General features: G+C 61.1%; 21 protein-coding genes and 1 tRNA gene. 3 read left to right on the forward strand and 19 right to left on the reverse strand.

The window, feature by feature from the left end; all coding sequences use genetic code 11:
• Window positions 1–59: 59 nt before the first annotated feature.
• From uraH to J2W40_RS02690, 10 genes are all read right to left on the reverse strand, one after another.
• On the reverse strand, window positions 60–464 hold the full coding sequence (gene uraH / locus J2W40_RS02645) for a hydroxyisourate hydrolase (RefSeq protein WP_310221815.1): 405 nt from the start codon (window positions 462–464) through the stop codon (window positions 60–62).
• Window positions 465–541: 77 nt separating this feature from the next.
• Entirely contained in the window at window positions 542–1045 is a 504-nt protein-coding gene (locus J2W40_RS02650) for an asparaginase domain-containing protein (RefSeq protein ID WP_310221817.1), read from the reverse strand.
• A 60-nt stretch (window positions 1046–1105) separates the two neighbouring features.
• Complete coding sequence (gene proC / locus J2W40_RS02655; protein ID WP_409050332.1) at window positions 1106–1921, reverse strand: pyrroline-5-carboxylate reductase; 816 nt, start codon at window positions 1919–1921, stop codon at window positions 1106–1108.
• Between the two features lie 4 nt (window positions 1922–1925).
• Window positions 1926–2432: a type III secretion system chaperone family protein gene (locus J2W40_RS02660; protein ID WP_037477312.1), complete on the reverse strand. Its 507-nt coding sequence runs from the start codon at window positions 2430–2432 to the stop codon at window positions 1926–1928.
• Between the two features lie 42 nt (window positions 2433–2474).
• Window positions 2475–2774 (reverse strand): accessory factor UbiK family protein, encoded by a 300-nt coding sequence (locus tag J2W40_RS02665; RefSeq protein ID WP_310221825.1) that lies wholly within the window; start codon window positions 2772–2774, stop codon window positions 2475–2477.
• Between the two features lie 44 nt (window positions 2775–2818).
• A complete protein-coding gene (locus J2W40_RS02670) occupies window positions 2819–3367 on the reverse strand; it encodes a TspO/MBR family protein (protein WP_310221827.1) in 549 nt (182 codons plus the stop codon).
• Window positions 3368–3389: 22 nt separating this feature from the next.
• Entirely contained in the window at window positions 3390–6497 is a 3108-nt protein-coding gene (locus J2W40_RS02675; protein WP_310221829.1) for an efflux RND transporter permease subunit, read from the reverse strand.
• Between the two features lie 11 nt (window positions 6498–6508).
• Window positions 6509–7555 carry an efflux RND transporter periplasmic adaptor subunit gene (locus J2W40_RS02680; RefSeq protein WP_310221831.1) on the reverse strand — a complete coding sequence of 349 codons (1047 nt, stop codon included), beginning with the start codon at window positions 7553–7555 and terminating at the stop codon, window positions 6509–6511.
• Between the two features lie 88 nt (window positions 7556–7643).
• Window positions 7644–8381 (reverse strand): TlyA family RNA methyltransferase, encoded by a 738-nt coding sequence (locus J2W40_RS02685; RefSeq protein ID WP_310221833.1) that lies wholly within the window; start codon window positions 8379–8381, stop codon window positions 7644–7646.
• Complete coding sequence (locus J2W40_RS02690) at window positions 8381–10405, reverse strand: protein-disulfide reductase DsbD family protein (RefSeq protein WP_310221835.1); 2025 nt, start codon at window positions 10403–10405, stop codon at window positions 8381–8383. Before J2W40_RS02690 ends, J2W40_RS02685 begins: the two co-directional genes overlap by 1 nt.
• Before the next feature lie 76 nt (window positions 10406–10481).
• Between J2W40_RS02690 and J2W40_RS02695 the strand changes: the two genes are divergently transcribed.
• A complete protein-coding gene (locus tag J2W40_RS02695) occupies window positions 10482–12131 on the forward strand; it encodes an alkaline phosphatase family protein (protein WP_310221837.1) in 1650 nt (549 codons plus the stop codon).
• A 7-nt stretch (window positions 12132–12138) separates the two neighbouring features.
• On the opposite strand, the gene J2W40_RS02700 is transcribed toward J2W40_RS02695, so the two are convergent.
• The 7 genes from J2W40_RS02700 to J2W40_RS02730 form a co-directional block, all read right to left on the reverse strand.
• Window positions 12139–13395 (reverse strand): ATP-binding protein, encoded by a 1257-nt coding sequence (locus J2W40_RS02700; protein WP_409050333.1) that lies wholly within the window; start codon window positions 13393–13395, stop codon window positions 12139–12141.
• 65 nt (window positions 13396–13460) lie between these two features.
• Window positions 13461–14171: a response regulator gene (locus J2W40_RS02705; protein ID WP_037477295.1), complete on the reverse strand. Its 711-nt coding sequence runs from the start codon at window positions 14169–14171 to the stop codon at window positions 13461–13463.
• A gap of 182 nt (window positions 14172–14353) precedes the next feature.
• Window positions 14354–15184: a TorF family putative porin gene (locus J2W40_RS02710; protein ID WP_310221842.1), complete on the reverse strand. Its 831-nt coding sequence runs from the start codon at window positions 15182–15184 to the stop codon at window positions 14354–14356.
• A 272-nt stretch (window positions 15185–15456) separates the two neighbouring features.
• Window positions 15457–16953, reverse strand: a complete 1497-nt coding sequence (locus tag J2W40_RS02715; protein ID WP_310221844.1) for a SulP family inorganic anion transporter — start codon at window positions 16951–16953, stop codon at window positions 15457–15459.
• Between the two features lie 3 nt (window positions 16954–16956).
• Window positions 16957–17655, reverse strand: a complete 699-nt coding sequence (locus tag J2W40_RS02720; protein WP_310221846.1) for a carbonic anhydrase — start codon at window positions 17653–17655, stop codon at window positions 16957–16959.
• A 172-nt stretch (window positions 17656–17827) separates the two neighbouring features.
• Entirely contained in the window at window positions 17828–18541 is a 714-nt protein-coding gene (locus J2W40_RS02725) for a response regulator transcription factor (protein WP_310221848.1), read from the reverse strand.
• A 171-nt stretch (window positions 18542–18712) separates the two neighbouring features.
• Entirely contained in the window at window positions 18713–19249 is a 537-nt protein-coding gene (locus J2W40_RS02730) for a hypothetical protein (RefSeq protein WP_310221850.1), read from the reverse strand.
• A 227-nt stretch (window positions 19250–19476) separates the two neighbouring features.
• Here J2W40_RS02730 and J2W40_RS02735 point away from each other — a divergent pair, with 227 nt between their 5' ends.
• Window positions 19477–20445, forward strand: coding sequence for a magnesium and cobalt transport protein CorA (locus J2W40_RS02735; protein ID WP_310221851.1), 969 nt, complete (start codon window positions 19477–19479; stop codon window positions 20443–20445).
• A 24-nt stretch (window positions 20446–20469) separates the two neighbouring features.
• Here the strand turns inward: J2W40_RS02735 and J2W40_RS02740 are convergent, their stop codons facing one another.
• A complete protein-coding gene (locus J2W40_RS02740; protein ID WP_310221853.1) occupies window positions 20470–21495 on the reverse strand; it encodes a GlxA family transcriptional regulator in 1026 nt (341 codons plus the stop codon).
• Between the two features lie 309 nt (window positions 21496–21804).
• Between J2W40_RS02740 and J2W40_RS02745 the strand changes: the two genes are divergently transcribed.
• A complete protein-coding gene (locus J2W40_RS02745; protein ID WP_310221855.1) occupies window positions 21805–22635 on the forward strand; it encodes an alpha/beta fold hydrolase in 831 nt (276 codons plus the stop codon).
• A 203-nt stretch (window positions 22636–22838) separates the two neighbouring features.
• Here J2W40_RS02745 and J2W40_RS02750 read toward each other — a convergent pair.
• Window positions 22839–22915 (reverse strand) — tRNA-Arg (locus tag J2W40_RS02750).
• Between the last annotated feature and the right edge of the window lie 15 nt (window positions 22916–22930).

Raw genomic sequence — 22930 nt, forward strand, 5'->3', positions numbered from 1 at the left:
GCTGAAGAAAAAAGGGGCGTCCCGATATCATCGGGGCGCCCCTTCCTCGTCCGGGCCAATCAATTGCCGCGATAGCTGCTATAGCCATAGGGGCTGACGACGACCGGCACATGATAATGGGCCTTTGCCTCGTCGGCGCGGAACGTGACGCTGATTTCCGGGAAAAATGGCTTCGCCGCCGATCCTGCATAGGCCGTCATGTCGAAACTGATGCGATAGATGCCGGGCGGCGTATCGATTCCTTCGCCAAAGCTGCGGATGCGACCATTGCCATCGGTGCGCGCCGTGGCGACGCGGGTCCAGTTGCCCGCCGCATCCTTGCGCTCCAGCGTCGCCGGGATGTCGGCCCCACCCACGCCCTGCGCCAGATCGAGAACATGGGTGGAAATATCCGAAGCCTGCGCCACCAAAGGTGTCGCAAAAAGAGAGAGGGCTAGGGTAGCGGCAATCCTGTGACGCATCATTCTGGTCCTGATCCTGTGTATATCGTCGATGTAAACGCCTCGACTGCGCCGTAAACCAACCCGAAAGACCATGGCTGTCAGGTCGGTATCGACACGAAGGCACCTTTGGCGCGGTCCTTGATCACTTGGTCGGCACGGAACACCGATCCGCTCATGGTGATGTAAACGCCGGGTTCCGCCACCTGCGCGGTGGCAAAGGCCATACCGAGGTTGAAGCTCGCATCGCTCTCCCCAAAGCGCGCCGGTGCGAGCGCACCAACGAGGACGATCGTCTTGCCCTCGATGCCCGCCAGCGCCTTTGCGGTATCGGTCATCGTGTCGGTGCCGTGGGTGATGACGATATGCTTTTCCGCCGCAGCGGCGATCCGCGCATAGATGAGCGCGCGATCGCGATCGTCCAGTTCCAGACTATCCTTGCGGGTCACTTCCTCGATCCGAAACGGCCGCTTGACCCGTGCCACGTCCAGCAGCTTGGCCATCACCGTTTCGCCCACCTGATAGTCGGACAGCGCATCGAAATAGACTTTGTCGATCGTCCCGCCGGTGGTCAGCAGCAGGATGGGGGTATCGGGCGACAGCATGGGAAAGCTCCAAACAAGGGAGACATGCCCTAGCGCAAATCCGTTCGTGCCGGAACCAGCCTATTCCCCCCGCCCCATCGCTTCGCCGCGATCCCGCGCCGCCGTCAATGTGTCGATCAGCAGCCTGAACAGCCGATCGTCGGCGTCGAGGACATTCAATCCCTCCCGCGTCATACCGCCGGGGCTGGCCACCCGATCCGCCAACTGGCCAGGACTATCGCCGGCGCGGGCCGCCATGGTGGCCGAACCCTGCACCGTCGCCAGTGCCATGCGCGCGGCCTGATCGGCGGGAATGCCCAGGGCTTCACCTGCCTGCGCCAGCGCGTCGATGAAGCGGAATACGAAAGCAGGGCCACAGCCGGACAAAGCAGTGACCTGGTTGAACAACGCTTCGTCTGCCACCCATTCGGCAAGGCCCAACGGGCAGATAAGGGTATCGACGGCTTCCCTTGCCTGGGGTGCAGTGCGGCTATCGGTGAAAAGCGCAGTCGCGCCCTCCCCTAGTCCGACGGGTAGATTGGGCATGGCGCGTACGATGTCCCGAACCTGCGGAAAACGCGCGCGCAGGTCCGCCAAAAGCGTGCCCGCCAGAATTGACACGATCCTCGTATCAGCCGCGCATAGTGGCGCAAGTGCTTCCGCCACATCGCTAATCTGATAGGGCTTCATGCCGAGCAGCACGGTGGCCCCCGCGGGCAAAGCGGCGGGATAATCCGTCATCACCGTCACGCCATCCGCCACCGCCTTGCCACTCGGACGCAAGACGGTAACGCGCGCAGGATCAAGACCGCATGTGAGCCAGCGCGACAGCATCTGCCCCGCCATATTGCCGCAACCGACAAGAAAGAGATGGTCGGGCCAGAGTGTCATCGGCATCGACTCAGGCTTCGCCGCGCGTTTCGATCAGGCTGGCGGAAATCGCCTCCGACGGCGATTTGCCGCCCCACAACACGAACTGGAACACGGGATAGAAGCGTTCGCATTCGTCGATCGCCGTTTCAACCAGCAGTTGCGCTTGGTCGAGCGTCAGCGTGCCACCTGCGCCCAGCAGCGCGCCATGACGGAAAAGGATGATGCCGCTGGAGGACCAGAGTTCGAAATGACCGAGCCAAAGCTGTTCGTTGATCAGGCCCAGCGTTTCATAAATGACGCTGCGCTTCTCATCCGTAACGCGGATGTCGGGCATGGCCAGCAACTGCAACACTTGGTCTTCATCGCGCCAGATGCCGCGCAATTCATATTGCGCCCACGACCCCTGGGTGTTGGCGACGATCTCATCCTCGCCAACCTGCTCGTAGCTCCAGCCGTGCGCCTCGTAAAAGGCCGCCAGCATATCGATCGGGGCGGCCTCCTGACCACCATGTTCAAACTCGTCACTATCCATCATCGCCGCGCCTTAACACCGCATAAGGCGAAAGGACAGACAGGATCAGAGCGCGTCGCTTCCCTTGGGCTTGTTGGCCTTAACCGTCTTGGTGACGGGTTCGGAGGCCCGCCCCTCCAGCGCGTCGAGCCGGCCTTTCAGCAATTCGACCTCTTCGCGCGCAGCAGCAGCCATGGCCTTGACCGCATCAAATTCGTCGCGCGACACGAACTCCATGCCGCCAATCCATTCCTTGGCTTTCTCGCGCGCATTGGCTTCGAACTCGCGGCTCATGCCCGCAACCGTACCGGCGGCGCCGTTCACCAGCTTGGCCAGATCGTCGAAAAAGCGGTTTTCGCTCTGCATTGTTCTTATCCTTTGCGGCAGCGCGATGAAACCCGCGCCAAAAATCATATCTGGGTGCTAAGCGCCGGTGCGACAAGGGTCTCCGCATCGGGATTGAGCCGCCCGATCTCATAATTGAGGAAGGAGGCGAAGGCGAGCCACGCCAGATAGGGGAGCAGCAGCAAACCGGCGACACGGCGTATCCGCGCAAAAAGCCAGGCGGTTACCGCAACAACCACGATCAGCGCGAGTATCAGCACCAATGCGCTGCCGACCTGATGCGCGCGAAAAAAGAGCGGTGACCAGGCAAGGTTCATAAACAACTGGACCAGGAAAAGCGCGATTGCCGGTCCGCGCCCCTTGGCACCGCGCGCATGCAGGACAATCGCCAGCGCGAGGCCCATCAGCACATAGAGGCTTGTCCAGGCAACGCCGAACAGCCAGCCGGGCGGCATCAGCGCGGGCTTTTCCAGCGCGTCAAACCAACGATTGCCATAGCCGCTATTGGCCAGCCGCCCCGACAGGAAGCCCAGAAGAACGATCGCCGGTACAGTAAACAACGCCCAGCGCAGATAGGCGAGGCGCAACTGGCCGGGGGACGCGATCTCGTTCATCGGCAACGCTTCTCCATAGATGTCATTCAGCCGGTTCAGGCGAATCTTTCAGGGCCGAATCCAGCTTGCGGCCCACGGTTTGCGGCGAAACCGTGCGCTTGGCAACGCGCGAATAGAAGATGGGAATCAGGAACAATGTGATCAGCGTCGCGAGGCTCACGCCCGAAACGATCACGACGCCAATCGACTGGCGGGCCGCAGCCCCGGCGCCGCCCCTTATCACCAGCGGCACCGCACCAATGACCGTCGCGATGGAGGTCATGAGGATAGGACGCAGACGCCGCGTCGCCGCTTCGCGAATAGCTCGCCCGATTTCCATACCTTCGTCGCGCAACTGATTGGCGAATTCGACGATCAAAATGCCATTTTTGGCCGCCAGTCCGACCAGCATGACGATACCAATCTGACTGTAGAGGTTGATTGTGCCGCCCGTAACGACCAACCCGAATACACCGCCTGCCACGGCCAGCGGCACCGTGGCGATGATCACGCCGGGATGGATGAAACTTTCAAACTGGGCGGCAAGCAACAGAAAGACGATCAGAATCGTCAGGCCGAAGATCAGCCAGATCGAGCCGCCCGTTTCCCGCAGCGACTGGCTTTCACCGCGATAGCCGATGGCTAGCACTTCAGGAGCCTGTCGCGCTTCATTCTCCAGAAAAGTCAGTGCATCTCCGAGCGATGTGCCCGGTGCCAGCGCAGCGGTCAGAGTAATGGCGCGAAGCTTGTTGAAACGGTTGAGTTGGCGCGCGCCTGCAACCTCACGAACCGTGACGATGGCAGATAACGGCACCAAGGCTCCCGTGCGCGTGCGGACGTTGATGCGCTCAAGGTCGGCGAGCGTCTCGCGTCCTTCCTCTTCCGCCTGAACGATGACACGATATTCTTCTCCACGGTCGACATAGGTCGTTACGCGCCGAGAGCCGAGCAGGCTTTGTAGCGCCTGGCTGACATCATTGACTGACACGCCGAGATCACCCGCCCGCTGCTGGTCGACCGTAATCCGCATCTGCGGCTTCGTTTCCTTATAGTCGCTATCGAGGTTGATCAGTCCCGGATAATTGGCGACCGCCGATGCCGTTATCCGGTCACGCGCCGCCACCAGTCCTTCATAGGTCGCCCCGGCCAGCACGATGTTCACCGGCAACCCGCGCCCTCGCCCCAGGCCCGAACGCGGCGCCGCGTTACCACGTACGCTGGGTTGATTGGCGATCACCCTGTTGATGATGGTCGCGACCTCTGCGGTGGTGATCGTCCGGTCCTCCCACGGCCGCAGGAAGGCGATAACGTTGCCGCCGTTGAAATCATCGGTCGTGCCGAATCCGCTGGGCGTGCGCACGATCAGATTTTGGAGCGTACCATCCTCGCGCAAAGGTGCCAATTCATCTTCGATCTTGCGCATATAGGACAACATGCGTGCATAGCCGGTGCCCTCAGGTGCGCTAACTTGGCTATCGACGACGCCCGTATCCTCGGCCGGGGCAAGTTCATTGGGCAGCAGCGTGAACAGGCCGCCCGCCAGAGCCAGGAAAAATGCCACGCCGATCAAGGGCAGCAACGGCTTGGTCAATATCCTGTCGAGCCATTTGCTATAGCTACTCTCAATCCGTTGAAACCGCGCATCGACCCAGCGCGCCAGACGACCACGTTCCGCATTGTTGAGCAATTTTGAACAGAGCATCGGGGCCAGGCTGAGCGATATGAAGCCTGAAAAAGCGATAGCGGCCGTCATTGCGATCGCCAGTTCACGGAACAACAGACCAGTCTGTCCGGCCAGGAACATCACCGGCACGAACACCGCGCAAACCACCAACGTCGTCGAAATAATGGCAAAACCTACCTGCCGGGTACCGAGATAAGCCGCGACCAGCGGATCTTCACCCTGTTCGATGCGGTGATAGACATTCTCCAGCACGACAATGGCGTCATCGACCACCAGGCCGATAGCCAAAACGAAGGCCAGCAAAGTGAGCAGGTTAATCGACAGGCCCATCAACCACATCACGGCACAGGTCGACAACAAGCAGATGGGGACGGTGATGGCCGGAATGATGGTCGCGCGTACCGACCCCAAAAACAGGAAGATGACGAGAATGACGAGCAGAGCCGCTTCGATCAGCGTGTCATAGACATTGGCGATGGCCCGGCTGATGAACAGCGATTCGTCCGACCCCACAGCAACCCGCATGCCTTCAGGCAAGGTTGGCCGCAACTCTTCGACCAGCGCTTTCGCCTTGTCGGCGACTTCGAGCGTGTTGGCACCGGACTGGCGCACGATGCCAAGGCCAACGGCCGTTCCCGCATTCGATCGGAAGCTATTATAGGGGTTTTCAGCACCTTCTTCGATCCGGGCAATATCGCCCAGCTTGACCTGATAGCCATCGGCACCGCGCCCGACCACCAACTGGGCAAATTGCTCGGTTGTGGCGAAGGATCGCTCCACTCGTAATGTCTGATTCTGATCCTTCGATTCAAAACGACCCGCCGGTAGCTCGACATTTTGCGTGCGCAGGGCATTTTCGACATCGGCCGGGGTCAGACCGAAGGCAGCCAACCGCTCGGCGTTCATCCAGACACGGGTTGAGGGGCGTGCTTCGCCGCCGATGGTAACGCGCGCCACGCCGTCGATGGCAGAAAAACGGTCCGCGACGTTGCGGTCGATGTAATCGCTGAGTTGAATCGGTGTCCAGCCGGGTCGAGAAAAGGCCAGAAACAAGATTGGCCTTGCGTCAGCGTCAACCTTGCGAATTTCAGGGGCAAGCGCGTCTTCGGGCAGATCTTCCACGACTGAACCGACACGGTCTCGTACATCATTGGCCGCCGTATCAATATCGCGCGACGGATCGAACTCGATGCTGATGTCGGATGTGCCGTCCTGCGACCGGGAGGTGATCGTCCTGATCCCCTGCACGCCCGCAACCGCATCCTCGATCAACTGCGTGATCCGCGTTTCCACCACGGATGCCGCTGCACCCGTGTAGACAGTTTCCACCGACACGATCGGCGGGTCGGTATCAGGATATTCCCGGACGGAGAGGCTGAGATATCCCACCACCCCGATGATGCAGAGCAATATCGCGAGAACAGCCGCAAAAACCGGACGGCGAACAGACAGGTCGGACAGTTGCATGATGCGCGCCCCTAGCCTGCGGGCTTGGATGAGGCAGCGGGCTTGTCGCCAGCCAGACGAACGGTTGCCCCATCAGTCAGTTTCACGACGCCTTCCGTCACCACCGTCTGCCCGGCCTGCAAACCGCCTAATATCTCCACCTGCCCACTCTGCCGAATGCCGGTATCGACCTTGACCCGCTTCACCTTGCGACCTTCCAGCAGGAACACGAAACGCTCTTCGCCATCACCCACGATCGCCAGTTCGGGCAAGGCAAGCGACTGGCGCTGGCGCGATGCGACGCTGACGGTCAACAACATGCCGGGTTTCAGCGTCCTATCGGGGTTGGGTAATATAGCGCGTACGCGGACCGCCCGCGTGGCCGGGTCAATCACCGGGTCAATCGTCGCGATAGTCCCGTTATAGGGCCTGTCGGGCCATGCGGCGGATATGGCCTGTATGGATTGCCCGGCGCTAATTGACGACAGGCGTGTTTCAGGAATGGTGAAATCCAGCTTGATGCGTGACACGTCACTGACGGTGGCGATGGCTGTGCCTGCCGAAACGATCGCACCTGGCGATACCGTGCGTAAACTCACCCAACCGGCAAAAGGTGCACGGATCACTCTATCGCTGATTGAGGCGCGGACCTGATCGGCGCTGGCTCGCGCCGCATTGGCAAGCGCCAGTTGCTGATCGAGCGAAGAGGCCGTCGCGAAACCGCGTGTCTGGAGCGATTGAATCCGCTCCAACTGTTGCTTTGCCTGCAAGGCCTGCGCCTCCGCAGCGGCAAGAGCGGCCTGCTGCTGGCCCGTTGCCAGTGTGGCGATCACCTGCCCTTTATTGACGAAACCGCCATCGGCGAAATTGATTGATGTGATCCGGTCTGTCACCGGCGCGGATAGCACCACCTGTTCATTGGCAAGGGCCGTACCGATTGCCTCCAAGCGATCTGTAAATGTCCGGCTGGTGACGGGCGCTGCCTCGACCAACGGGACAGCGCGCGGTTGGGGTGCCTTTTCGCCGCCGCAACCGGCCAGGCAAAGCACTGTAAAGACAAGGGGAAAGGGAAATCGCATGACAGGGGGCTAGCGGGCCTTTGCAAGCGGCACAACATGACCTTTTGCCGCGGGATGAACTTACTGGCGAGAAACGAACATGGTGCCTTTATCCGCCAAGCCGGGCGTAGATCAGAAATTCGACATTGCCCTGCGGACCCGTAATGGGGCTTTGTGTCAGGCCGATAACGGTCCAGCCTTGCGCAACGATCCATGTCCGAACTTCTTCGCACACGCGATCATGAATAGCTACGTCACGAACGACCCCGCCTTTGCCCACTTCCGCACGTCCCGCCTCGAACTGGGGCTTGATCAGCGCCACCAGCGACGCGCCGGGACGGGCGAAGGTGATCGGCCGTTCCAACACCTTTGACAAGGCAATGAAACTCGCGTCGCAGACGATGCAATCGACAGGCTCTGGAATGTGCGCGTCGGTCAGGATACGCGCGCTGGTCTGTTCATGGACGATCACACGATCGTCGGAGCGCAATTTCCAGGCGAGTTGGTTAGTGCCGCTATCCACGGCATAGACCTTTACAGCGCCCTGCGTCAGCAGCACGTCGGTGAAACCGCCGGTCGAACTGCCGACGTCGATCGCGACATGGCCGGTCACATCAATGGCGAATGTGTCGAGCGCGTGCGCGAGTTTGATGCCACCGCGCGATACCCAAGGGTGATCGCGACCGCGCACCTCAATCGGCGCATCCGCCACGACCTGTTGGCCGGCCTTGTCAATCTTGCGATCGCCAAGAAAGACATGCCCTGCCAGGATCAAGGCCTGTGCGCGGGCGCGGCTTTCAGTCAAGCCCAGATCGACGAGCAACTGGTCGGCGCGCACCTTCGCCATCAGGGTAGCAGCCCGGTCAGCGTCGCTACGCTGAGCAATTGCGGCAATGTTTGCGCGTCTTTGCCGGGCGCATACCAGAGGTAGAGCGGGACGCCCGAACGGCCTTGCCCTTCCAAGAAGCGGGTGATGGCCGGGTCGGCATTGGTCCAGTCGCCAACCATGACCGTTACACCACCCTGTTCGAAACGCGCGCGCGTTTCGACCCGGTCGATCGCGGCGGCTTCATTGGCCTTGCAGGTCAAGCACCAGTCGGCGGTGAAATAGAGGAAAACCGGCTTATTCGCCGCGCGCAGACTGGCCAGTTGCGCCTCGTCGAAGGCAATATGATTGGCGCTTACTGTTTCCGTGGGGGCCTGCGTTGGCAACGCCACCGCTGCTCCAGCAAGCAACACCACGCCCAGCAAGGCCGCGATCAGTCCGCCCCCCCGGCCTGCGCGCTGCCGCATGCCCAGCCACCACAGCAGCAGCCCAAGCGAAAGCGCCGCCGCCAGACCGATCGTCATGCCCGAAACGCCGCGCTGCTGACCCAATAGCCAGGCCAGGCCGAGCGCTGTCAGGAACATCGGGATGGCGAGAATTTTTTGAAGCCGCCCCATCCATGCGCCGGGCTTGGGCAAACGCCGCCGCAGGGCTGGGACATAGGCGAGCAGCAGGAAGGGTAGCGCCAGCCCTAGCCCCAAGCCGGCGAACACTGCCAGCGCGGCGGCAAGCGGCAGCAGCAGCGCCGCGCCCATTGCCGCCGCCATGAACGGCCCCGTGCAGGGGGTCGCCACGAAGGCGACCAGCGCACCGGTCCAGAACGACCCGGCCAGCCCGCCCTTACCCGCCAGTCGATCACCGCTGCCGATCGCGCGAAAATCGAAAAGGCCCGCCAGGTTGAAGGCGATCAGCGTCACCAGCAGCAGCAGACCCAGAATGATGCGTGGGTCCTGCAACTGGAATGCCCAGCCCGCCGCCGTTCCGGCTGCGCGCAAAGCGAGCAAAAAGCCGCCGAGAACAAGACAGGTCGTGATCACGCCAGCCGTATAGGCCAGCGCTTCCCGCCGGACCACGCGCTCGTCGCCCCCGGCCTTGGCCAGTTTCATGACTTTGAGGCCCAGGATCGGAAAGACGCAGGGCATGATGTTGAGCAGCAAGCCGCCGAGCAATGCGCCACCGAGCGCGGCCAGGATCGCCCCCGCCTTTCCCCCGCCCGACGATACGGCAACCGCGCCCGGCTGTGCCGTCAGCAGGAAGCCGACATGATCGCCCGTTCGCAGGACCGCCTGAACATTGCCGCCCTTTGCGCCTTCGCCCGCATCGGTTTCGATCAGCAGACGATCGCCATCGCGGGTGATGCTCTGCGGTGCCGCATAGCGGGTGAGGCCCTCTGCCAGCGGAAAAAGATGGATATCGCGCGCCTGTGCATCCGCCGGAAACGGCACGGAGAGGCGCAGTTTGCCATCGGCGATGGCATAGGTCGCCATACTGCCCAAAGGCCGAGGCAAATGCGTGCGCCAGGCATCGAACCGGGCGCGATCTGCGGCGCTGGCCTGTCCCTCGCCCGCCACGAGATCGAGCGCCATTTCCCCGCTTTCAGGCACGCACACTTTATCGGTGCAGGCCAACCATTGCGCCTTCACCCGCACGGGCAAGCGCGTGCCCGTTGCCACATCCGGCGCGACGGTCAGGTTCGCCAATATGCCATAAGGCCCCTCATACACATGGTTCATCAGGCCGGAGATCAACAGCATTTCAGGGACGGGGTAACGCAACGCCCCAACGCTGACGCCTTTCGGCAACGTCCATTCGACGCTCATCCCCAGGCCTGCATCGCCCGGATTTTCCCAATAGCCGTGCCAGCCCGCTTCGGGTGTCATGGCGAAGGCGATGGTCGTGCCCTTGCCCGGCTGTGGTGCCGTGCTTTCGGCCACCAGCCGCGCGGCGATATGCGGTGCCCCACCGCCGAAGGCACCTTGGGCCAGCGCAGCGGGCGCGGCGAACAGCAACGCCAGCGTCATCAATATGCCATGGAAAATCCGCATCGGGCCTCTGGTCGCGTGAGTGAGAGCGGGCTAGGTCCGGGGGCGTTCGCCGTCAAGGCTGGAGAAGGTACAGATAATGTTGAGACAAGCCGCCGCCACCCTGCTGCTGGCCACCGCCATGCCGATCGCGGCGCAGACGCCAGCGCCGACTACAGCCGCCGCCCCGCCAAAACTCATCGTCGCGATCAGCGTCGATCAGTTTTCCGCCGACCTGTTCAGCGAATATCGCCAATATTATAGCGGCGGTCTCAAGCGACTGACCCTGGGTGCCGTCTTCCCCAACGGCTTTCAGAGCCATGCCGCGACGGAAACCTGCCCCGGCCACAGCACCATCCTGACCGGCAGCCGCCCGTCGCGCACGGGCATCATCGCCAATAGCTGGTTCGACCTGAACGCCGCCCGCCCGGATAAGGCGATCTACTGCGCCGAGGACGAAGCTCAGCCGGGCAGCAGCAGCGACGCCTATGTCGCGTCGCCTGTACATCTTAAAGTGCCGACATTGGGCGGACGCATGAAAGCCGCCAATTCGGCGACGCGCGTGGTGTCGATTTCCGGCAAGGATCGGGCCGCTATCATGATGGGCGGGCCGACCGCAGACCAAGTGTGGTGGCTTGGCGGGCCGCAGGGCTATGTCAGTTACAAAGGCGTCGCCACCCCGCCGCTGGTTGCCAAGGTCAATGAAGTGATGGCCCGGCAGCTTGCCCAGACCAATCCCGGCTTCGACCTGCCTGCGCAATGCGCGGCCAAGGATTTTGCGGTGCGTGCGGGCGACCGCAACGTCGGCACAGGCCGTTTCGCGCGCGCGGCGGGCGACTATAAGAGCTTTCGCATTTCACCCGAACAGGATGCCATGACTCTGGCCTTTGCGGCCGCTGCCATCGAAACCATGGCGCTGGGGCAGCAGGCTCAGACCGACATCATCTCCATCGGATTATCCGCTACCGACTATATCGGCCATAGCTATGGCACCGAAGGCACAGAAACCTGTATCCAGGTCGATCGGTTGGACCGTGAACTGGGCGCCTTTTTCGATCGCTTGGACAAGGACGGCATCGACTATGTCGTGGTGCTGACCGCGGATCATGGCGGGCATGACCTACCCGAAAGGCATCGCCTCAATGCCATGCCCATGGAAAGCCGCGTCGACACGGCGCTGACCCCCAAAGCACTCAACGCTGCTGTTGCGCAACGCGCCGGACTGGCAGGAAAGACGGTGCTCTGGGGCGATGGGCCATCTGGCGACTTGTATTTCGACAAAGGGCTGACTTCTGCGCAGCGCGGCAAGGTGGAGGCAGAGACGCTTGCCCTGCTGCGCGGTCACCCGCAGGTGGCCGCGATCTTCACCAAGGCCGAAATCGCCGCCACCCCCTCCCCTGCCGGTCCACCCGAAAACTGGACCCTGATGCAAAAGGCCCGCGCCAGCTTCGATCCGACGCGATCAGGCGATTTGCTGCTACTGCTCAAGGCGCGAGTCATGTCCATCCCCGAACAGGCTGTCATGGGATCAGTCGCTACCCATGGCAGTCCATGGGATATAGATCGCCGCGTGCCGATCCTGTTCTGGCGCAAGGACATGCGCGGATTCGAGCAGCCCTTAGGCGTGGAGACGGTAGACATCCTGCCCAGTCTGGCAGCGCTCATCGGTCTGCCCATCGCAAAGAACGAGATTGACGGGCGTTGTCTTGATCTGATCGCTGGCGAAGGGGATAGTTGCGCCGCGCGATAGAGTGGCGTCAGCGCCGCCCCTTGGGCCGCGGCAAGCAGATTTCCGCGCGCAGGCCGCCTTCGGGCCGGTTGACAAGGGTTAACTGTCCACGCTCCAGATCGACGGCTTTTTGCACGATGGCCAGGCCAAGGCCGAGTCCGCGCGTATTGCGCTGGCGCGCCGTATCAAGCCGGGCGAAGGGTTTGAGTACCGCACCGATCTGGTCGCGCGGAATGCCCGGCCCGTCATCATCAATGCGGATCAACACTTCGTCCCCGACACGCAGCAACGAGACGCGGGCCCGCTGGCCATAGTGAAGCGCATTTTCGATAAGATTGCGTATCGCGCGGCGGAGCGACAGCGCGTGTATCTCCATTTCCAGATGGTCCGGCCCGCTATAGTCCACATCCTGCCCATGATCCTGGAAGGCATCGACCACGGTCGCAATCGTAACCGCCAGATCCGCTCGCACCGCAGGCTCTGGATTCTTCTCCCCGCCCAGGAAATCGAGCAGCGATTCGATCATGGCGCCCATTTCTTCCAGATCGCCGTCCATGGCGTCGCGGACATCATCTTGCTGTACGGTTTCCAGACGCAATTGCAGGCGCGAGAGAGGGGTGCGCAGATCGTGGCCCACGGCCGCCAATGTTTCGGTACGTTCCGTGATCAGCCGATGAATGCGGGTCTGCATTGCATTGAAGGCCCGGATCAGATCGCGCACGTCGCTGGTCCCGGCCTCCGGCAGGATCACTTCGGAACCCAGGCCGATCTTTTCGGTTGCGCGCGTCAGTTCGCGTAAGGGGGCCAATGTCCGCCTTATCAATATCCAGCCAGCGATCAGCAAAGCCAAAACTGGGATCAGCGCCAGTCCCATCCGGCCGATGGTAAAGGCCCATTTGCCGCCGCCATGATGCATGCCGAAGTAAAGCCAACTACCATCGGGCAATTGCAAGCCACCGTTGATTTCCGAATGGCGGCTGGGCGACGTCAGACGCAGCCACAGGCGCGATCGTTCCAGCGACGGCTCCCATTCGATAATCTGCTGGCGCATCCGTTCCAGTTCGGGCGACAGCGGCGGCGGTGGCGGCGCTGCTGCGGACCAGTGAACGTCATAACGATCGGTGGTCAGGCGGACGCCCATTGCGCGTCGCTCATTGGGCGGCTGCTCGGTCAGCAATTTGCGGGCGATGACCAGATGTTCGGCCAATCGACGCGCTTCGTCATCCTGAAGCGATATCTGGCTCGCCCGCTCGTAAATGAGCGTGCCTACGGCAAATTCCAGCATCACGGTCAGCAGCAGGATCGCGAAGAGGCGGCCAACCAGCCCCAGCGATCCGTGCACGTGCCACCTCAAGCGCGGCTAACCTCTGCGTTGAACATATAACCCACGCCGCGGACCGTCGTGATCGGCGCGCCCCGGTCTTCCGTCGACAGTTTGCGGCGAAGGCGGCTGACCAAAACGTCGATGCTACGATCGCTGCTGTCACCCATGCGGGTGCGCGACAATTCGATCAGACGCTCGCGCGCGATGACACGCTGCGGGTGGCTGAGAAAACTGCCGAGAAGATCAAATTCCGCACCCGTCAGGTCAACAAGCCCGCCTGTCGGGGATCGCAGTTCGCGGCGCGGGAAGTTCACGACCCATCCATCAAAACGCGCCTCATTTTCGCGATGTTCGTCCGGGCCACGTTCCAACCCCACGCGGCGCAAGATGGCGCGGATGCGGGCAATTAGTTCACGGGTTCCAAAGGGCTTGGGCAGATAATCGTCCGCCCCCAACTCCAGACCCACGATCCGATCGGTCTCACTGCCCTTGGCGCTGATGAAGATGATGGGAACGTCGCTTTTGCGCCGAATCTGACGGCATAAATCTATGCCGTTAGTGCCCGGCAGCATGACGTCGAGCACGACGAGATCAACCGGCCCGGCGTCGAATGCCACCCACATTTCCGGCCCCGAAGATGCAGGACGCACCTCATAGCCATGCTCTTGCAGAGCGCGCGCGGTCAGGGTGCGAAGCGGCGGGTCGTCTTCGACGAGGATGATCGATGGAGCGGTCATGAATGCTGCAATGCGCGTGATGTCATGACAATGGGATAGGGCCGACCGTTTCGAGGGTCAACCGGGTCACACGGGCCAAAAACCGCGTGACAACTCCAGCAACATTTTGTCATGCAATGCGGCTGGCGTGCAGATGCGAAGACGCCGGGGCTGGCACGCCAGCCCCGGCGACGTCTGCGAGATTAAAAGGCTGCAGAGATCGAGAAAACGACCTGGCTACGAGCGATCGATTTGCCGTCGGCCGCCGAGAAGTTCGGCCGGATATAATTTTCCTCGACGCGGGCAATGTCCGTATCGACATAGGCGATGCCCAGCGTGAGCGGCGTTCCAGGAATGGCGACATCCGCACCCACCAGCCAGTCGAGATATTTGCCGGTTGGCGCAAGCGACGTGCCATTGGGGCCGAGACCCGAATTGCCCTTCGACCAGCCCAGATGCGCTTTCAGCGTAACCGGCGTGTTAGGTATGGCGCTGCTGATATCGGTCCAGAGATACAGATTGTCTTCCTTATCGCCAGGCCGCGCGATCGTGCAGGCCGCATCGCTGCAAGCCTTGCCCAGCGCTTCCTGCTTGGGCGCATAGGCGACGCCGACCAGCGCGCTCACCGGGCCGATATCGCCCGACAGCTTGATATAAGGTTCAGCGAAATCGGTCGTGTCGAGACCGCTCGGATACATATACCAGACCAGGCCGACATCAAGCGTGGCGCCGCCCAGATCGACCGCATAGCCTGCGTTCAAATCCAGTTCCATGTTCGCGCCGCCAAATGTGCCCCAGCCCGAAAGGTTGGAACCCCAAACGCCGGCATAGGCACCGGATTCATGGCTGACGCTGATGCCGCCCTGAACGGCCATGCCGCGATCTGTCATCGACACACCACGAAAGCGATAGTCGGAAACCATCGCAACGCTGCCGGAGACCGTGACGGGTGCTGTGGGTTCTTCCTGTGCAAAAGCCGGTACGCTGGACATGAGCGCAAGAGCGGCACAGGCGATTTTATACTTCATGAACATTCCCCTTTACGAAAGAATGTTCCGTCCTGCTTCCACCAACCCGAAAGTCTGTTGCTGACGCCCTCAGTATCGGTGGACATGCTTTGCCTATTCATATCCAGCCAACAGTCAAACAGGTTTTTCTCGCACCTGCGAGATACCGGGCAAGGCTGTTGCAAACATGGCACAGTTTATTTCTGCTTCATGTTGAATAAAACAGACATAAAAATGCCGCCGCGCCGGGGGTAGTGGCGCGGCGGCACCCTGTGTCGCCCAATCCTTTTTTCAAGCGGTCAGGCGACCAGTTGGCGCATCCGTCCGGTGGCACCGAACAATTCGACGGGGGAGCCGCCGCCGCGACGACGTTCTACCCATTCGCGCAGCATTTCTGCGGTCGTGTGATCGATATGGCCAAGTCGCTCCACGTTCAGAATGACCAGCCCACCTGTCGGCAAAGAGTCGAGTTTGGCAGACAATTTGGGAAGGCTGAGGAAAGTCGCACTGCCCCGCAAAGCCACTTCGTGCGTTTCACCACGGCTTTCATCTTCCATCTTGAGGCGCAACCGCTTGAGATGCGGCACCAGTTCCAGCAACGACAGGCCGATGCCCACCAGAACGCCAGTCAGAAGATCCGTGGCAACGACGCAGATCAGCGTGGCGGCCCAGACGATCGCGGGCAGCGGTCCATAGCGGTGGAGCAGATGCTTGACATGGTCGACGCTGACGAGACGAACGCCGGTTACGACCAAAATGCCAGCCAGGGCTGCCATCGGGATTTCGCGGAGCAGCCAGGGAAGCAGAGCAACGAAGCCCAAGATCCAGACGCCATGAAGAATGGCCGACATCCGGGTCTTGGCCCCCGCCTGAACGTTGGCGGAGCTGCGGACGATCACCCCGGTCATCGGCAGCGCACCGGCAAAGCCGCAGAGCAGGTTACCGACACCTTGAGCGCTGAGTTCACGGTTATAGTTGGTACGAACGCCATCGTGCATCCGGTCCACCGCAGCCGCGGAAAGCAAAGTTTCAGCGCTGGCGATGAAGGCGATAGCGATAGCGATGGTGATGACCGCCGGGTCCATCATCGTCGCGAACAGACCGGCTTCCGGCAAGGTGACCGCAGCTACGATCGATTCGGGCACGACGACCCGCGCCACCGGGAGCGAGAGGATGAAAGCGACCAGCGTCGCAAGCACAACGCCAACGAGCGCACCAGGAACCAGCTTCAACGCCGCCGGACGGAACTTCTCCCAGCCCAGCATGCCGAAGATCGTCACCAGACCGACCGTGAAGGCCGTCACGGTATCACCCGTGGACAGGCCCAGCAACTGGCCTGGCATGGCCAGCAGGTTGGCGAGGCCGCTCGACAACGGCACGTCATCGAACAGCACATGGAACTGACCGACGACGATCAATACGCCGATGCCGGCCAGCATGCCGTGTACCACTGCCGGCGAAATGGCCCGGAACCAGCCACCCACACGCATCAGGCCAGCGACGACCTGAATCGCCCCTGCCAGGATCAGGATCGGTCCCAATGCGGACAATCCCTGTTCCCGGACGATTTCGAAGACGATGACTGCCAAACCAGCAGCCGGGCCGCTGACCTGCAAGGGAGAGCCGGCCAGCACACCAACGACAATGCCGCCGATAATACCCGTGATCAGGCCCTTTTCCGGCGGAACACCGGACGCGATGGCAATGCCCATGCACAGCGGCATCGCCACAAGGAAGACGACGATAGACGCCGTAAAATCGCGGCCGAAGGTGCCGCCAGAAAGGGCTTTCAGCATGAGTTACTCCGCCGCCAGGGCAAATTCGCTGTCACCGGCCAGGCGACGTGCATGGGGAAGAGCGATCGGCATCGGCTGGTCCTCGCGCATCGGCAAGAAGCGGCCGGTTTCACCATCGAGGCCCAGAACCTGACCGGCATGAATATCGACATACCAACCATGCAGGGCGATATCGCCACGGGCGATGCCCGACGCGACCGAAGGATGGGTACGCAGATGGGCCAACTGAACGACGACATTTTCCAACGCCATGTTGCGCAGCTTTTCTTCGTCGGTCAGCGTGTCGGGATAGCTTTCGCTGCAAACCTGCTGCGCGGCATGGGCATGGCGCAGCCAGGCCGCCACGTTGGGCATCTTGGTCAGATCGGCATTGGTCGACATCGCCTTCATCGCGCCGCAGTCGCTATGACCGCACACAATGATATCCCGCACGCCCAGAACCATGACGGCATATTCCACGGTCGATGTGACCCCACCATTCTGGGTCGCATGGGGCGGCACGATATTGCCCGCATTGCGGCATACGAACAGGTCGCCGGGCTGCGCCTGCATGATATGCTCAGGCACGATCCGCGAGTCGGCGCAGGAAATCATCAGGGCCTTGGGGCTTTGCCCGTCACTGGCCAGCCGATTGTAAAGCGCGCTTTCGTTTGGAAACACATGCTTTTCGAAGCTGAAGACGCGGCCTAGAAGCTCGTTCATGGGGTCTATCCTTCTTATACGGTGCCGGTCAGGGGGGACCGGCTCGATTGAAGACGTTAGAGCCATGGTTTTGCTGCGTCGCAGCGGCTTTGTTAAAAAACATGTCTGGAAGGCAAAATCGTTTCGCCAAGGTGACTATCGCCGAAACGCCAGCGTTTTCGGGCATTTTACCTTAAGAGTGGCGCTCGACCGCCGCGCTGAACATATAGCCTACGCGCCGGACAGTAACAATCGGTGCCGGTTGGTCCCCATAGCGCAATTTGCGGCGCAGGCGGCTGATCAACACGTCGATACTGCGGTCCGATGACGGCGTATCGCGCACCCCGGCCAGTTCCATCAAGCGCGCCCGCGCGATCACCATCTGCGGATGATCAAGCAGCACGGCAAGAAGCGCGAATTCGGCGGCAGTCAGATTGACGGGCTCGCCTGCCGGGTTGACCAACGATCGACGGCCAAAATCAACCGTCCATCCATCAAACGCCGCTTTGGTCTGGCGTGGCAGACCGACGGCGCGCACACTCCGTCCCCGGCGCAATACCGCTCGCAAACGGGCGGCCAGTTCACGGGCCGAATAAGGCTTGTTGATATAGTCGTCGGCCCCAAGCTCCAGCGCGACAACGCGATCGACCTCCGAACTATTGGCGCCGACCAGGATGACAGGAACCTCGCTCCGCGCACGCACATCGCGACACAGGTCCATGCCGTCAGGACCGCGAAGCGCCGCATCCAGTACAATCACGCCGACTGGCATGGTCGCCAGCGCCTGAAATATCTGGGTAGCACCGCCACTTGGCATGACCCGAAACCCACTCTCCTCCAGATGCATGCGGATTGCCTGCTGCTGGGCGGCCTCCGTTTCGGTCACCAGGATCAGCGGCGGCGTCATGCGCAAAGACCATAGCATCCAGAAGTGCCGTGGTTATCGTTCATGCGCGCGCCTCCTCGAACAGATTCCGACGCCGTCAGCGCGCCAGACATCGGATCAGCCCTTAGATCGCCTGAATGTCTCCGAAATTTGCCGGATGTTACAAATTATTGCGCAGGCGACATTATGCCATCAAACCGACAATAATTCCGGCATTCGCGGCTCCAGAGAAGGCCGCGCGTTCTGCGGCAAATGCGCCAACATGGTGGCGAGCCACAAGGCGTCCGTGCCGGCCCTATGGCGGGTAGGACAGCGGCGATCGGCGATCGCCACCGCCTGACGGATTTGCGCATCATCAGCATGCCGTTCCGCGATGATCGTCGAAACATGCTCAATGACGAATGGCGCTGGGCACCCGGCGGCAACGGCCAGCGTCTCCAGCCATTGCTGATCAATCCGGCTATCGGCCACCACGCGCCGTCCGATCGCCGCGTCGTTCAGCAGGGCCAATACGACCTGTGCGTCAAGCCCCTTTTGCGCGATCGTCGTTCGGTCGAGGCGATGCAATGCCTGGGCCTCCAGCGTCCAGTCCCACTCTGCCCAGTCATCATGCGGGCGAATTAGCCAGCTACACGACCAGCCCTCTACCGCTACGCCAACCTCGATCGGGAAGGACCGGCCGTGGCGCGGCAGGCACGACGCCTCAAAATCAATGGTCAGGATAGACACGGATATGGCTCCATTCTGTGCGTACCCCGGCATATTCTGCCATGTGTGCCCGCATCGGTATATTTCCTTCGCGCCAGACTGTGTCAGAGCGAAGTCATATCCAGATAGTTCCGGGTAAAATTGCGCCGGGCGAGACCTGCGAACGATGAACGGATCGGGCTTCGCGCAGGACGAAGGAAATTCCATCTGCTAGGCGGCAAGACCGAACTCCACGCGCAGGACCGAATATGACCGTCATCGCCGCTTATCTCTATCGCAATGGAACCCGCGTGCGTCCGGTGATGATCGACGAAAAGATCGACTGCGCGCATGACAAATCGGAATTTGTCTGGATCGGCATGGCTGAGCCGACCACTGCCGAGATGGAAACGTTGCGACGAAGCTATGACCTGCATCCACTGGCGATCGAAGACGCGATCAAGGCGAATCAACTCCCCAAGGTGGATGTTTACGGCGACCAGCTTTTCGTCGTCGCGCGCACGGCCCATGTCGAGAATGACAGCATCTGCTACGGCGAAACGGCGATCTTTGTCGGTCATAGCCACATCATCAGCGTGCGCCATGGTTCAGCCCGCGCGCATCACACGCTGCGACAGGAACTGGAAGCCGTGCCTGATCGACTGGCACAAGGGGTGGACTATGTGTTGCATGCGGTGCTCGACTTCATCGTCGATGGCTATCTGCCCATCATCGAAGGGATAGAGGACGAAGTGCTGGCCATGGAACAGCAGACCGTCGATCAATTTCTGGGGCGCGAGGACATTACGCGGATTTTCAATCTGCGCCGACAAGTGATGCGCTTCCAGCGCATCCTCACGCCCATGCATGAAGTCGCCCATAAATTCGTCAAAATTGATCTGCCCTGTATCGATGCCGATACCCGGCCCTATTTCAGCGACGTGCGCGACCATATACGCCGGGTACAGACCATGGCCGACGACCTGCGCGAAATATTGATGTCGGTGTTTGAATATAGCAATCTGCTCGAACAGCAGCGCACAGGCGCAATCACCCGGCAACTTGCCGCCTGGGCGGCTATTCTGGCGGTGCCGACGGCGATCGCGGGCATATATGGCATGAACTTTGAAAATATGCCCGAATTACAGACCCGCTATGGCTATTTTGTTGTCCTGAGCGTCATCACGGTCATCTGCAGCCTGCTCTATGCCCGCTTCCGCAAGCTGAAATGGTTATAGCCAAGGGCAGCGCAGCGACCGTGGTCAGATCTGAACCGGCGCATCCGCCGGCGCGTGCCGCGCTACGCCGAAGCGTCGACGATATTCGGCTGGCGGAAGGCCAGTGATGCGGATGAACAGCTTGCGGAAGGCGGAGGGATCGCCATAGCCGATTTCCCACGCAATCTGTTCGACCGGGCGACGGGTCAGTTCCAATGCCTCGCGCGCCCGCGCGATGCGGATTTGCTGCACATATTCGGTGGGACGAAGTCCGGTCGCGGCCTTGAACCGGCGCAGGAACGTCCGCTCTTCCATGCCGGCGCGATCGGCGAGCATCTTCACCGACCATTCTGCGGCGACATGGGCTGGCAGCCAGTGCTGGACCGCCCGGATGGCGGCATCACCATGGTCGAGCTTAGGAATGAAGCTGCTATAAGGCCGCTGTGCCTGCCGCGGCGGGTCAATGAGCAGGAAGCGGGCGGTCTGCAACATCGCGCTGGCGCCAAGCAATCGCTGGACCAGCGTCAAACCCAGGTCCGTCCAGGCCAGAATCCCGCCCGCGGTGATGATATCGCCGTCATCGGCAATGATGCGGTCGGCATCCACTTTCACTTTTGGAAAACGCGCACGCAGCGAATCGGCGAAGGCCCAATGCGTCGTCACTTCCCGTCCTTCAAGAAGGCCTGTCTCTGCCAGCACAAAAGCGCCCGCGCAGACCGAACATAATATCGCACCCTGTTCATGGTTGCGCGTCATCCATCCAGCCAGCCCCTGCATGGAGGGCAGGTCGTTCGGCATGATGAGGCTGGGCGGTATGATGATATATTGGGCGCGGTGCGGATTGCCGGGATGGCTGTCATAGGTGCAGGCGACGCCATCCCCCATATCCTGCCAGTGGGTGATACGGATGATCGGCGTGTCGCGCTCCCCTGCCACGTGCGCAGCCGTAACCGCCAGACGGAACAGGTCGGTCAAACCATAGATCGCCGATAGCTGACAATCAGGATAGATGACCAACGCTACTTCCGCAACGATCCGTCCCTGCGCATTCCTGTCGGATTTGTCCCGCATTCTGCCGCTTACCCCCAAGCGTGTAAAAAACTGTAGCCACAGAAAGTGGCTTTCTTTCATCCGCGCCCTTCCGACGGACTGAACGTGGAAAGAACAGTATCATGATAGGCGAGATGCGGAACCCACAGCGCGCCGACCGCCAAGCAGATGCCAGAGGCGCACATCGAATCGAGGTGTGCTGCGTCTGGCCGGTCAAAATGTCAAATTCGACCCTTAATATGTCGGTTTGGCCAAGGGTGCCGCTGCGATCTGGCGGCTAGAAAATGGGCAACAGCGGCGCTCCTGCCGCTTGAACCAAGGAGACTTGATATGGCGACGATCACTACCGAGGACGGCACCGAAATTTTCTACAAGGACTGGGGCAGCAAGGATGCGCAGCCTATCATGTTCCATCATGGCTGGCCGTTGTCGAGCGACGACTGGGACAACCAGATGCTTTATTTCTTGGAAAAGGGATATCGCGTTATTGCGCATGACCGGCGCGGCCATGGCCGTTCGACCCAGACCGATACCGGCAACGAAATGGACAGCTATGCCGCCGACGTCGCAGCGCTGGTCGCAAAGCTCGACCTCAAAAACGCCATCCATGTCGGCCACTCGACAGGCGGCGGTGAGGTGGCCCGCTATGTCGCGCGCGCCGAGCCGGGCCGTGTTGCCAAAGCGGTTCTGATCGGCGCGGTGCCGCCTGTGATGCTGCAGTCGGACGCGCATCCCGACGGCGTCCCGATGGCCGTATTCGACGATTTTCGAGCGCAACTGATCGCCAACCGTGCAGAATTTTATCGCGGTATAGCTAGCGGTCCGTTTTTCGGCTTCAACCGCGAGAATGCAAAGGTCAGCCAGGGCCTGATAGACAATTGGTCGCGCCAAGGCCTGGCCGGTGGCGCGAAGGCCCAATATGACTGCATCGCCGCATTCTCGGAAACGGATTTCACCGAGGATCTAAAGGCGATCAACGTGCCTGTCCTGGTCATGCATGGCCTGGACGATCAGATCGTCCCCTTTGCCAATCATGGTCCAAAAACGGTCGAATTGCTCAAACAGGGGACGCTCAAGGCCTATGAGGGCCTGCCCCACGGTATGGCGCAGACCCATGCCGATATCATCAACCCCGATCTGCTCGCTTTCTTCCGCAGTTAAGCCGCAAACACGGGTCAAACATATATGGCGGGCGCAATCGGTCTGGCCCGACCGATTGCGCCCGCCACCTGCCTCGGCAGCATGGCCGACAATAGAAAGGCCCGCTATGACTTGGACGGCTCTGCCAGTACCCACCCCGGTCACTCGACCGTTTAGGGAGTGCGTCTGCCGCCGTGCAAGACATGTTCGTTTGTCATGAAAGATGGTGCACCCGACGGGATTCGAACCCATGGCCCTCAGATTAGGAATCTGATGCTCTATCCTGCTGAGCTACGGGTGCCCACCGCCATCGCTC

It is taken from the genome of Sphingobium xenophagum, from assembly GCF_031457465.1.
Lineage (GTDB): Bacteria > Pseudomonadota > Alphaproteobacteria > Sphingomonadales > Sphingomonadaceae > Sphingobium > Sphingobium xenophagum_A.

Coding starts and splice junctions, on each gene's coding strand:
- J2W40_RS02710 (WP_310221842.1), bottom strand. CDS start 15,184: ATGTTCATGAAGTATAAAATCGCCTGTGCCGCTCTTGCGCTCATGTCC.
- J2W40_RS02740 (WP_310221853.1), bottom strand. CDS start 21,495: ATGCGGGACAAATCCGACAGGAATGCGCAGGGACGGATCGTTGCGGAA.
- uraH (WP_310221815.1), bottom strand. CDS start 464: ATGATGCGTCACAGGATTGCCGCTACCCTAGCCCTCTCTCTTTTTGCG.
- J2W40_RS02685 (WP_310221833.1), bottom strand. CDS start 8,381: ATGGCGAAGGTGCGCGCCGACCAGTTGCTCGTCGATCTGGGCTTGACT.
- J2W40_RS02735 (WP_310221851.1), top strand. CDS start 19,477: ATGACCGTCATCGCCGCTTATCTCTATCGCAATGGAACCCGCGTGCGT.
- J2W40_RS02650 (WP_310221817.1), bottom strand. CDS start 1,045: ATGCTGTCGCCCGATACCCCCATCCTGCTGCTGACCACCGGCGGGACG.
- J2W40_RS02705 (WP_037477295.1), bottom strand. CDS start 14,171: ATGACCGCTCCATCGATCATCCTCGTCGAAGACGACCCGCCGCTTCGC.
- J2W40_RS02675 (WP_310221829.1), bottom strand. CDS start 6,497: ATGCAACTGTCCGACCTGTCTGTTCGCCGTCCGGTTTTTGCGGCTGTT.
- J2W40_RS02695 (WP_310221837.1), top strand. CDS start 10,482: ATGTTGAGACAAGCCGCCGCCACCCTGCTGCTGGCCACCGCCATGCCG.
- J2W40_RS02665 (WP_310221825.1), bottom strand. CDS start 2,774: ATGCAGAGCGAAAACCGCTTTTTCGACGATCTGGCCAAGCTGGTGAAC.
- J2W40_RS02725 (WP_310221848.1), bottom strand. CDS start 18,541: ATGACGCCGCCGCTGATCCTGGTGACCGAAACGGAGGCCGCCCAGCAG.
- J2W40_RS02720 (WP_310221846.1), bottom strand. CDS start 17,655: ATGAACGAGCTTCTAGGCCGCGTCTTCAGCTTCGAAAAGCATGTGTTT.
- J2W40_RS02690 (WP_310221835.1), bottom strand. CDS start 10,405: ATGCGGATTTTCCATGGCATATTGATGACGCTGGCGTTGCTGTTCGCC.
- J2W40_RS02715 (WP_310221844.1), bottom strand. CDS start 16,953: ATGCTGAAAGCCCTTTCTGGCGGCACCTTCGGCCGCGATTTTACGGCG.
- proC (WP_409050332.1), bottom strand. CDS start 1,921: ATGCCGATGACACTCTGGCCCGACCATCTCTTTCTTGTCGGTTGCGGC.
- J2W40_RS02660 (WP_037477312.1), bottom strand. CDS start 2,432: ATGATGGATAGTGACGAGTTTGAACATGGTGGTCAGGAGGCCGCCCCG.
- J2W40_RS02700 (WP_409050333.1), bottom strand. CDS start 13,395: ATGCTGGAATTTGCCGTAGGCACGCTCATTTACGAGCGGGCGAGCCAG.
- J2W40_RS02670 (WP_310221827.1), bottom strand. CDS start 3,367: ATGAACGAGATCGCGTCCCCCGGCCAGTTGCGCCTCGCCTATCTGCGC.
- J2W40_RS02680 (WP_310221831.1), bottom strand. CDS start 7,555: ATGCGATTTCCCTTTCCCCTTGTCTTTACAGTGCTTTGCCTGGCCGGT.
- J2W40_RS02745 (WP_310221855.1), top strand. CDS start 21,805: ATGGCGACGATCACTACCGAGGACGGCACCGAAATTTTCTACAAGGAC.